The sequence below is a fragment of the Mesorhizobium sp. WSM4813 genome, from assembly GCF_055811555.1.
Genome location: NZ_JBVVQU010000041.1, coordinates 51,832 through 61,548, shown reverse-complemented (window position 1 = coordinate 61,548; position 9,717 = coordinate 51,832). Strand labels below are relative to the sequence as shown.

Below are 9,717 nucleotides of genomic sequence, written 5' to 3'. Positions count from 1 at the left end.
ACTATCCTCTTCGTCGGCAGCGTAATATTTTTATAATAGGGGAGTAGGGCAGTAGGGGAGTAGGGGAGTAGGTACGCTAGTCGGCGGCTGAAAGTTTGCGGATTAGAAGTCGAAGAAGCTTTCCCACACTTTCGGTGCTCGCTAATAATGGAGCCGCTGTCGCGTTCGGCGCGATGCCGGTACGCTCAGCGATCAGAAGCTGCGTTTCCAGCTCCTTCAGTGATCCTTGAGCGATACGAAGAAATTGCTGATAGGAACCCCGGACCTCTCTGCCATAGCCTTCCGCTATGTTCGCCGGGACCGAGCTTGCGGCGCGCTGCACTTGGCTGGTCAGTCGTAAAGTTCCTCCTTCAGGATTTCGTCGCGCCGTAAACGCCACCGCAAGGTCCATTGCCTGCTGCCAAACTATTAAATCCTTGTAGGAACCCGTTTTTTCAGCCATTCGCCCTACTCCCCTACTCCCCTACACATTCAACAACAGATACTCCCGCTCCCACGGGCTGATCACTTCCATAAAGGTCTCGAATTCCGCCCGCTTGATCGCTGCATAGGTCGCGGCAAACGACTTGCCGAGCAGCGCGCAGAGTTCCTCGTCGGCTTCGAACAGGTCGACCGCCTCGAGCAGGCTCCGCGGCAGGTCGATCTCTGCCTCGTTGGCGGTGGTGAGGACCGGCGGTTCGGCCTTGATCTTGTTGGTCATGCCGATCAGCCCGCAGGCGAGCGATGCGGCCAGCGCCAGATAGGGATTGGCGTCGGAGGAGGGGATGCGGTTCTCGACGCGCCTGGCTGCCGGATCGGAGCGCGGGACGCGGAAGGCGGTGGTGCGGTTGTCATAGCCCCATTTGTTGTTGACCGGCGCCGAAGCCGACTGCGTCAGCCGGCGATAGGAATTGACGTACGGCGCGAACATCACCAGCGCGTTCGGCACATGTTTCTGCATGCCGCCGAGGAAATGGAAGAAGGCTTCGGTTTCCGAGCCGTCCTCGGCAGAAAAGACGTTCTTGCCGGTCTTCTTGTCGATGATCGACTGGTGGATATGCATGGCCGACCCGGGCTGGCCCTGGATCGGCTTGGCCATGAAGGTGGCGTAGATCTCATGCTTCAGCGCCGCCTCGCGGATGGTGCGCTTGAACATGAACACCTGGTCGGCGAGCTCGATCGGATCGCCATGGCGCAGATTGATCTCGAGCTGGCCGGCGCCTTCCTCGTGGATCAACGTATCGATCTCCAGGCCCTGGCTTTCGGAGAAATGGTAGATGTCGTCGATCAGTTCGTCGAACTCGTTGACGCCGGCGATCGAATAGCCGGCGCCACCGCCGATCGCCCGTCCCGAACGCCCGACCGGCGGCGTCAGCGGGTAGTCCGGATCGGGATTCTTGCGCACGAGGTAGAACTCGATCTCGGGCGCCACCACCGGCTTCAGCCCGCGCTTGTCGTAGGCGGCAAGCACACGCTTCAGCACGTTGCGCGGCGTGAACTCGACCGAGCGGCCGTCCTGGTGGACGAGGTCGCAGATGACCGCCGCCGTCGGGTCCTCTTCCCAGGGCACCACGGTCAGTGTCGACAGGTCCGGCATCAGCTTGAGGTCGCCGTCGTCCTCCGGATAGTGGAAGCCGTTGCCGTCTTCCGGGTAGCCGCCGGAGATCGTCGTCATGAACACCGCCGAAGGCAGCGCCAGGGAGGTGTTGGAAGTGAATTTCTTCGACGGCATCATTTTGCCGCGCGCTACACCCGCCTGGTCGGGCGTGATGCATTCGATATCCTCGATGCCGCGCCACGCCAGCCATGCGCCGACTTCCTTCCAGTTTTTCACACCACGTTGATTTTTCACGAAGGCAGGCGTGCGGATACGTCCTCCGCGGCTCGACGGACGGACTTCCTTTTTTGCAGGCGGCATCATTCACCAGATTGGGTTGCGGATTTGGGAGTATAGCCGGGGCCGGCGATGGAAGGGAAGGGGAGCGCGGTTGCGTTCGCCTGCGCAGTTGAAAACTGCTCCGAGCGGCTTAGGTTCGACGCAAGTTCAATGATCTCGGTTGAAGACCGAATGCAGAACAGTCATGAATTGACCACGATCGGCTTCGATGCCGACGACACGCTCTGGCAGAACGAGCAGTTCTTCCGCATCACCGAAAAGCGCTTTGCCGCGCTGCTCGCCGATCATGCCGAGGAGGAGCACATCTCGGCAAGATTGCTGGAGGCGGAGAAGCGCAATCTCGCCGTCTACGGCTTCGGCATCAAGGGATTTACCCTATCGATGATCGAAACGGCGATCGAGATTACCGAGGGCCGCGCGCCCGCCTCCGTCATCGCCGAGATTCTTGCCGCGGGCCGCGAGATGCTTGGCCATCCGATCGAGGCGCTGCCTCATGCGCGCGAAACCGTGGAAAAGCTGGCAGATGCCTATCGCCTGGTGCTGATCACCAAGGGCGACCTCTTCGATCAGGAACGCAAGCTGGCGCAATCGGGCCTCGGCGACCTGTTCGATGCCGTCGAGATCGTCAGCGACAAGAGCCCCGCCACTTATGTCAGCATCTTCAGCCGCCACGGCGATGGCGCCGAAAGAAGCATGATGGTCGGCAATTCGCTCAAGTCGGACGTGGTGCCGGCCATCGAGGCCGGCAGTTGGGGCATCCACGTGCCGCATGAGTTGACCTGGGTGCTGGAACATGTCGAGCCGCCGGTCACCGCGCCTCGCTTCCGCCAGATAGCCGATCTCTCGGAATTGCCCCGGCTGGTCGAAAGCATCGGGAAAGCCGGCTGATCGCGGGTCTCGGCGTCGAACCGGACGTGCGCCGCAGCGCATCGATGCCGGACATTGCGCATCGCAATCCTTCCTGTCCGCTTCGCCAAGAGCCGCGCTATCGCTGACCTCCATCGCGCGGCCGCATACAATCCACGATGCAAAACCGTTTTCTACTTGCAAATCAGTCGCAATTGCAGAATATGCGAAAAGCGCGCGTCGCAATCGCATAATGGCGGCCACCAGCGAGACATAAGAATCGCGACAGGAGAAATTTGATGATCGAGAGATACGGACGACGGGTTGTCGTCGGGTTGATAGCTGCGGTTTTCGCCGCGGCGGTGGCTTCAAGCCCAGCGAAAGCGCAGGAAAAATTCAAGGCCGTGACGACCTTCACCGTCATCGCCGACATGGCGAAGAACGTGGCGGGCGACGCAGCAATCGTGGAATCGATCACCAAGCCGGGAGCGGAGATCCACAATTACGCGCCGACGCCGGGCGACATTCAGCGGGCGCAGGGCGCAAAGCTCATTCTGTGGAACGGGCTCAACCTTGAACTCTGGTTCGAAAAATTCTTCCAGAACCTCAGCGACGTGCCCGGCGCTATCGTCTCCGAGGGCGTCCAGCCGATGAGCATCGCCGAGGGACCCTATACGGGCAAACCGAACCCGCATGCCTGGATGTCGCCGACAAACGCACTGATCTACGTCGACAACATCCGCGATGCCTTCGTCGAGCACGATCCGGCAAATGCCGAGACCTACAAGGCCAATGCAGAAGCCTACAAGGCAAAGATAGGGGCGGCCGTCGCGCCGATCCGCGATAAGCTCGCCTCGATCCCTCAGGACAGGCGCTGGCTGGTATCGAGCGAAGGCGCTTTCTCCTACCTCGCACGCGATTTCGAGCTAAAGGAGCTTTATTTGTGGCCGATCAACGCTGACCAGCAAGGCACCCCGCAGCAAGTTCGCAAGGTGATCGACGCCGTCAGGGAAAACAAAATCGTCGCCGTCTTCAGCGAAAGCACCGTGTCGGACAAGCCGGCCCGGCAGGTCGCGCGCGAGACAGGGGTGCATTACGGCGGCGTGCTCTACGTCGATTCTCTCAGCGAGGCGGACGGCCCGGTGCCGACCTATATCGACCTGCTGCGGGTGACATCGGATACGGTTCAAAAAGGCCTCGCCGCAGGGCTGTCGCAATGAACGAAGCCGTTCCGCCTCTTGCCCCCGCGTCCGAGGATGCGGGAGGTCTCGCCGTCCGCGGCGCTACCGTCACCTACCGCAACGGCCACACGGCGCTGCGGGGTGCGAGTTTTGAAATTCCGATAGGCACGATCACTGCACTTGTCGGTGTCAACGGCTCGGGCAAGTCGACGCTGTTCAAAGCCATCATGGGCTTCGTCCGGCTGGCAAAGGGAGAGATTTTTGTTCTCGGACAGCCGGCCGCGGCCGCGCTGAGGAAGAACGTCGTCGCCTATGTGCCGCAGGCCGAGGAGGTCGACTGGAACTTTCCAGTACTGGTCGAGGACGTCGTCATGATGGGTCGCTACGGCCATATGGGCATGATGCGCCTTCCGAAGGCGGCTGATCGCGAGGCGGTTACATCAGCGCTTGCGCGTGTCGGCATGAGCGATTTCCGCAAGCGCCAGATCGGCGAGCTTTCGGGCGGGCAGAAGAAGCGCGTCTTTCTCGCTCGGGCGCTGGCGCAGGACGGGCGCGTCATCCTGCTCGACGAGCCCTTCACCGGCGTCGACGTCAGAACCGAGGACGCTATCGTCGAACTGCTGCGCGCGCTCCGGCGCGAAGGCCGGGTGATGCTGGTCTCGACGCATAATCTGGGTAGCGTGCCGGAGTTCTGCGACCGTGCCGTGCTGCTCCGGAACACGGTCCTTGCCTACGGGCCGACAGGCGAGACCTTCACGCAGGCGAACCTGGAAAAGGCTTTCGGCGGCGTCTTGCGTCATTTCGTGCTGGGCGGCGCCGGGCTGCACGAGGACGACGACAAGCGCCGCCTTGCCGTCATCACCGACGACGAACGGCCGCTGGTCTTCTACGGAGAGAACGGAGCCATGCAGCACAAGATGCGGGAACCGGACGAATGAGTGTCCTGCTCGAGCCGTTCGGCTACGAATATATGCTCAATGCCATGTGGGTGTCCGCCTTGGTCGGCGGTGTCTGCGCCTTCCTGTCCTGCTATCTGATGCTGAAAGGCTGGTCGCTGATCGGAGACGCGCTCTCGCATTCGATCGTGCCGGGCGTCGCTGGCGCCTATATGCTGGGCCTTCCCTTCTCGATCGGCGCCTTCTTCTCCGGCGGGCTAGCCGCTGCGGCGATGCTCTTCCTCAACCAGCGCACCAAGCTGAAGGAAGACGCCATCATCGGCCTGATCTTCTCCTCCTTCTTCGGCCTCGGCTTATTCATGGTGTCGCTGTCACCGACCTCCGTGAATATCCAGACGATCGTGCTCGGAAACATCTTGGCCATCACCCCGGAAGACACGCTTCAGCTCGCCATCATAGGCTTTGTCTCGCTCGCCATCCTGCTGGTGAAATGGAAGGATCTGATGGTGGTCTTCTTCGACGAGAGCCATGCCCGCTCGATCGGCCTCAACCCGAGCGCGCTCAAGATCATGTTCTTCATGCTGCTATCGGCCTCCACGGTCGCCGCGCTTCAGACCGTCGGCGCCTTTCTCGTCATCTGCATGGTGGTGACGCCCGGCGCGACCGCCTATCTTCTGACGGACCGCTTTCCGCGCCTGCTCGTCATCGCGGTTGTCATCGGCGCGGCCACGAGTTTCAGCGGCGCCTATGCCAGCTATTTCCTCGACGGCGCCACCGGCGGCATCATCGTCGTCCTGCAGACGCTGATCTTTCTCGCTGCCTTCTTCTTCGCTCCCAAGCATGGAATGCTGGCAGCCCGCCGCCGCGCGGCGAGGGTCTTGGAGGCCAGCCCATGAGCATCCTCGATACGCTGCTTGCCCCCTTCCAGTTCGGCTTCATGGTCAACGCCCTGATTGTTTCGGTTCTGGTCGCTGTGCCGACGGCGCTGCTCTCCTGCTTCCTCGTTCTCAAGGGCTGGTCGCTGATGGGCGACGCCATCAGCCACGCCGTCTTTCCCGGCGTGGTCATTGCCTACATCGTTGGATTTCCTTATTCGGTCGGTGCCTTCGCCGCCGGGATGGTCTGCGCTCTCGCCACCGGCTTCCTCAAGGATAACAGCCGCATCAAGCAGGACACGATAATGGGCATCGTCTTCTCCGGCATGTTTGGCCTAGGCCTGGTGCTCTATGTAAAGATCCAGTCCGACGTGCATCTCGACCACATATTGTTCGGCGACGTGCTGGGCATCGGCTTGCGCGACATCGTCGAAACGGGGCTCATTGCTGCGATCACGGCCGGCATCATCGGGATCAAGTGGCGCGACTTCCTGCTGCACGCCTTCGACCCGGCTCAGGCTCGCGCGGTTGGCCTTCGGGTCAACCTGCTCCACTACGGCCTGCTTTGCCTGATCTCGCTCACCATCGTCGGCGCGCTGAAGGCGGTCGGCATCATCATGGCCATCGCCATGCTGATCGCGCCTGGCGCCATCGCCTTCCTGCTGACAAGGAAGTTCAGCGCCATGCTGATCCTGTCGGTGGCGATCGCGGTCGCTGCGTCGTTTCTCGGCGTCTATCTGTCCTTCTTCATCGATAGCGCACCGGCGCCGACCATCGTTCTCATGCTGTCCGCCGCCTTCATCGCGGCCTTCGCCGTCACCACACTTAAAGTGGGCCGAATGGAGATTGGCGAGGAAGGCTAATGCATGTCGCCCAAAAGCATGCCCTCGGGCCTGACCCGGGGGTGCGCAGCGGTTTTGGGATAACGGCATGCATAAAACAAGAAGTTAAAAGGCGTCGCATGAATCCCTTCAGACGCGACGCGCTTTAGAAACGGGCAGTCATTCTTCGGATTGACGAGAGCGTCGCGTTTTCTGGATCGGTTTCACGTAGATCTCCAGTCTGTGGCTGATGATCGTGAACCCGTGCTGTCGAGCGATTTCCTCTTGGAGCCGCTCGATCTCCGCCGACTGGAATTCGACGACGTCTCCCGTCTCGATGTTGATGAGATGATCGTGATGCTCACGGGGGACGGTTTCGTATCTGGCGCGCCCATCGCCAAAGGTGTGCCGCTCCAGAATGCCCTTTTCGCGCAGAAGGCTGAGGGTGCGATAGACAGTGGCGAGCGCGATCGTCGGCTCGATGGCGACAACACGGCGATGGAGTTCCACCGCATCCGGATGGTCGCTGGATTCGGATAGAACGCGCATGATGACGCGGCGCGGACCGGTGATACGCAGTCCGAGTTTCCTGCAAAGCGCGGCGATGGTCTGTTCTGAGGACATGTCATGATCCGCCAATATCGACAGCCATGTCGCGAAGTCGGAACATGCCTGCGGATTTGTTCGAAGGTGCTATCCCAGATGCGTCGCAATTGCAAAAGGAGACGTAGCGGGGCTCATTGTCAGGCGCTACCGAGCGGTCGCGTACTGACATAGATATCCAGATTCGATCGCAAGAAGCGAGCAACGGCGTGTAAGCCGGATCGGACGCCGGTTAGCTGCGTGCGAGCCCGATCAAATGGTCGATCACTGGCTGCAGCCGTTCGGTCGTGATCGGTTTGACGACAACCGCATCGACAACCCTCGACAGGCCGAGGCTCTCCGGTGTGCCGGTCCTGGTCGAAAGCAGGATCACCGAGGGAAGCGACCTGCCCGAGGTGCGTCGCAGCGCGTCGATACCGGACATCAGCGCGTCGCAGTCCTTGTTGTCCGCTCCGCCATCGAGGACGACAGCTCCGGGAATAAGCGATCGCAACGTCGTTGCTGCCGTCTCGGGCGATTCCGAGATCGGTTTGAGCCCGGATCGTTCGACGATTTTCGAAACCACAACCCTGTTGACCGGCGATTTCCCGACGACGAGCACGCGGGTGAAGTCCGTGAGTATCTCGGGGTCCACATTCCGGCTCCCCAAAGTCAGGTGGCTTACGGTCCTGGGATCGCGGTTCATGGGGCGCATGAGCGTGGGGGCACTCGTCTGGTTTCAATGCAGGGTTGAAACTTTAGAAACAATTGCGGTGAGATCGCTGCCTGTGTCAAGCTGAAATGGCGGATAGCCAGAATATCGCAAGAAACATTAAAATTTGAAGCAAGTTCTGTTCTTGCCTATATGAAACTGGTCCTGCAAACGCAAATCACCTGCGCAGAGACTGCGCAGGTGACGCCGGAACCACCGACAGCCCCGGCCGGATTTCAGTCAGCCGAGGCTCCGCTGGGTGACGATCACGGGGATCAGCAGATCGCCCCAGTTGCCGTCGCCGCCATGGTGCCGTGCCGAGCGCACGAGCTCCACCGACACACCGGCTTCGACCGCCTTCATCACCGACTGGTTGAGCCTGTGCAGGTCATTCGCCAGCATGCGGATGGTCGCCTGCTGGTCGACACTCATGGTGGTGGCCTGTTCTTCGGCCCGTTCCTTGACGCGACTGATCGATGCCATTGGTCTTCTCCCTGAGCCCTTTAGGGGCGTTTCCTCTGTTTGTTGCGTTCCTGCTATTCTGCGGCCGGCTTGAACTGGGCGTGCTCGGTCGATTCATGCATGGCCGTGGTCGAGGACCGGCCACCGGTGATCGCCATCGACACGGCATCGAAATAGCCGGTGCCGACTTCGCGCTGGTGCTTGGTCGCGGTGTAGCCATGGGCTTCCGCCGCGAATTCAGCCTCCTGCAGCTCGGAATAAGCCGCCATCTGCCGCGCCTTGTAGCCGCGGGCGAGTTCGAACATGCCGAAATTGAGCTGGTGAAAACCGGCCAGCGTGATGAACTGGAACTTGTAGCCCATGGCGCCGAGTTCCTTCTGGAACCTGGCGATCGTGGCGTCGTCGAGGTTCTTCTTCCAGTTGAACGACGGCGAGCAATTATAGGCGAGAAGCTTGCCGGGATGCTGCCTGTGCACGCCCTCGGCGAACTTCTTGGCCTGCGCCAGATCGGGCTTGGAGGTTTCGCACCAGATCAGGTCGGCGTAGGGCGCGTAGGCGACAGCCCGCGCGATGCACGGCTCGATGCCGTTCCTGACGTGATAGAAGCCCTCCACCGTGCGGCCGGCGCCGTAGTCGACGAAGGGCTGGTCGCGCTCGTCGATGTCGGAGGTGAGCAGCTTTGCCGCTTCCGCGTCGGTGCGCGCGACGACCAGCGTCGGCGTGCCCATGACGTCGGCGGCAAGCCGCGCCGCGTTGAGGTTACGGATGTGTGCGGCGGTCGGGATCAGCACCTTGCCGCCGAGATGGCCGCATTTCTTCTCCGACGCCAGCTGGTCCTCGTAGTGGACGCCGGCGGCACCCGCCTCGATGAAGGCCTTCATGATCTCGAAGGCATTGAGCGGTCCGCCGAAGCCGGCTTCCGCATCGGCGACAACAGGCGCGAACCAGGTTTCGACGGAAAGCCCCTTGCCTTCTGAGGTCTCGATCTGGTCGGCGCGCTGCAGGGTGCGGTTGATGCGCTTGACCAGTTCGGGCGCCGCATTGGCGGGATAAAGCGACTGGTCCGGATACATGGCGGATGCGGTGTTGGCGTCGGCGGCGACCTGCCATCCAGACAGGTAGATCGCCTTCAGCCCGGCCCGGACCTGCTGCATCGCCTGGTTGCCCGACATGGCGCCGAGCGCGTTGACGAAGTCCTCTTCGTGGATGAGCTTCCAGAGCCGGTTGGCGCCCACTTCGGCGAGGCTCTGCCGGATCTGGACCGAACCGCGCAGCCGCTTCACGTCGTCCGGCGAATAGGGCCGCTCAATGCCGTCGAAGCGGCCTTCCGGCGCCGAGGGGACGAGGTTGTAAAAATCGGTCATTGGTCACTCCGGATAAATCGCTGCTGGGATGGAAACGCGGCCTCATGGAAGATTCCGCGCCGTTTTGGTATGACAGCATTTACATTTCGGCGCGAAACAGGC

Annotated in this window: 11 protein-coding genes; 5 read left to right on the top strand and 6 right to left on the bottom strand. The window is 61.3% G+C overall.

The window, feature by feature from the left end; translation table 11 throughout:
- Positions 1-76: 76 nt before the first annotated feature.
- Positions 77-442 carry a four helix bundle protein gene (locus AC0L25_RS22380; protein ID WP_473597510.1) on the bottom strand — a complete coding sequence of 122 codons (366 nt, stop codon included), beginning with the start codon at positions 440-442 and terminating at the stop codon, positions 77-79.
- Between the two features lie 21 nt (positions 443-463).
- Entirely contained in the window at positions 464-1,900 is a 1,437-nt protein-coding gene (locus AC0L25_RS22375; RefSeq protein WP_165848439.1) for a glutamine synthetase family protein, read from the bottom strand.
- A gap of 147 nt (positions 1,901-2,047) precedes the next feature.
- Between AC0L25_RS22375 and AC0L25_RS22370 the strand changes: the two genes are divergently transcribed.
- The 5 genes from AC0L25_RS22370 (at position 2,048) to AC0L25_RS22350 (ending at position 6,537) form a co-directional block, all read left to right on the top strand.
- Complete coding sequence (locus AC0L25_RS22370) at positions 2,048-2,764, top strand: HAD family hydrolase (RefSeq protein ID WP_473597509.1); 717 nt, start codon at positions 2,048-2,050, stop codon at positions 2,762-2,764.
- A 257-nt stretch (positions 2,765-3,021) separates the two neighbouring features.
- Complete coding sequence (locus tag AC0L25_RS22365; RefSeq protein WP_473597508.1) at positions 3,022-3,942, top strand: metal ABC transporter substrate-binding protein; 921 nt, start codon at positions 3,022-3,024, stop codon at positions 3,940-3,942.
- Positions 3,939-4,841 (top strand): manganese/iron ABC transporter ATP-binding protein, encoded by a 903-nt coding sequence (locus tag AC0L25_RS22360; RefSeq protein ID WP_473597507.1) that lies wholly within the window; start codon positions 3,939-3,941, stop codon positions 4,839-4,841. The genes AC0L25_RS22365 and AC0L25_RS22360 overlap by 4 nt, the downstream gene beginning before the upstream one ends.
- Positions 4,838-5,695: an iron/manganese ABC transporter permease subunit SitC gene (gene sitC, locus AC0L25_RS22355; protein WP_473597506.1), complete on the top strand. Its 858-nt coding sequence runs from the start codon at positions 4,838-4,840 to the stop codon at positions 5,693-5,695. Before AC0L25_RS22360 ends, sitC begins: the two co-directional genes overlap by 4 nt.
- The gene (locus AC0L25_RS22350; RefSeq protein ID WP_473597505.1) at positions 5,692-6,537 is read left to right on the top strand and encodes a metal ABC transporter permease; all 846 of its coding nucleotides are present in this window, start codon (positions 5,692-5,694) and stop codon (positions 6,535-6,537) included. Before sitC ends, AC0L25_RS22350 begins: the two co-directional genes overlap by 4 nt.
- A 138-nt stretch (positions 6,538-6,675) precedes the next feature.
- Here the strand turns inward: AC0L25_RS22350 and AC0L25_RS22345 are convergent, their stop codons facing one another.
- The 4 genes from AC0L25_RS22345 to aceA form a co-directional block, all read right to left on the bottom strand.
- Positions 6,676-7,119, bottom strand: coding sequence for a Fur family transcriptional regulator (locus AC0L25_RS22345; RefSeq protein WP_473597504.1), 444 nt, complete (start codon positions 7,117-7,119; stop codon positions 6,676-6,678).
- A gap of 211 nt (positions 7,120-7,330) precedes the next feature.
- Complete coding sequence (locus tag AC0L25_RS22340) at positions 7,331-7,792, bottom strand: response regulator (protein WP_473597503.1); 462 nt, start codon at positions 7,790-7,792, stop codon at positions 7,331-7,333.
- A 237-nt stretch (positions 7,793-8,029) separates the two neighbouring features.
- Positions 8,030-8,272, bottom strand: a complete 243-nt coding sequence (locus AC0L25_RS22335; RefSeq protein ID WP_473597502.1) for an SMc00767 family acetate metabolism repressor — start codon at positions 8,270-8,272, stop codon at positions 8,030-8,032.
- 53 nt (positions 8,273-8,325) lie between these two features.
- Positions 8,326-9,615 carry an isocitrate lyase gene (aceA, locus tag AC0L25_RS22330; RefSeq protein ID WP_473597501.1) on the bottom strand — a complete coding sequence of 430 codons (1,290 nt, stop codon included), beginning with the start codon at positions 9,613-9,615 and terminating at the stop codon, positions 8,326-8,328.
- Positions 9,616-9,717: the final 102 nt, after the last annotated feature.

What these genes read in the sequence shown, in the direction of transcription:
- AC0L25_RS22380 (WP_473597510.1), bottom strand. Translation starts at nt 442, where the DNA reads ATGGCTGAAAAAACGGGTTCCTACAAGGATTTAATAGTTTGGCAGCAG.
- AC0L25_RS22375 (WP_165848439.1), bottom strand. Translation starts at nt 1,900, where the DNA reads ATGATGCCGCCTGCAAAAAAGGAAGTCCGTCCGTCGAGCCGCGGAGGA.
- AC0L25_RS22370 (WP_473597509.1), top strand. Translation starts at nt 2,048, where the DNA reads ATGCAGAACAGTCATGAATTGACCACGATCGGCTTCGATGCCGACGAC.
- AC0L25_RS22365 (WP_473597508.1), top strand. Translation starts at nt 3,022, where the DNA reads ATGATCGAGAGATACGGACGACGGGTTGTCGTCGGGTTGATAGCTGCG.
- AC0L25_RS22360 (WP_473597507.1), top strand. Translation starts at nt 3,939, where the DNA reads ATGAACGAAGCCGTTCCGCCTCTTGCCCCCGCGTCCGAGGATGCGGGA.
- sitC (WP_473597506.1), top strand. Translation starts at nt 4,838, where the DNA reads ATGAGTGTCCTGCTCGAGCCGTTCGGCTACGAATATATGCTCAATGCC.
- AC0L25_RS22350 (WP_473597505.1), top strand. Translation starts at nt 5,692, where the DNA reads ATGAGCATCCTCGATACGCTGCTTGCCCCCTTCCAGTTCGGCTTCATG.
- AC0L25_RS22345 (WP_473597504.1), bottom strand. Translation starts at nt 7,119, where the DNA reads ATGTCCTCAGAACAGACCATCGCCGCGCTTTGCAGGAAACTCGGACTG.
- AC0L25_RS22340 (WP_473597503.1), bottom strand. Translation starts at nt 7,792, where the DNA reads ATGCGCCCCATGAACCGCGATCCCAGGACCGTAAGCCACCTGACTTTG.
- AC0L25_RS22335 (WP_473597502.1), bottom strand. Translation starts at nt 8,272, where the DNA reads ATGGCATCGATCAGTCGCGTCAAGGAACGGGCCGAAGAACAGGCCACC.
- aceA (WP_473597501.1), bottom strand. Translation starts at nt 9,615, where the DNA reads ATGACCGATTTTTACAACCTCGTCCCCTCGGCGCCGGAAGGCCGCTTC.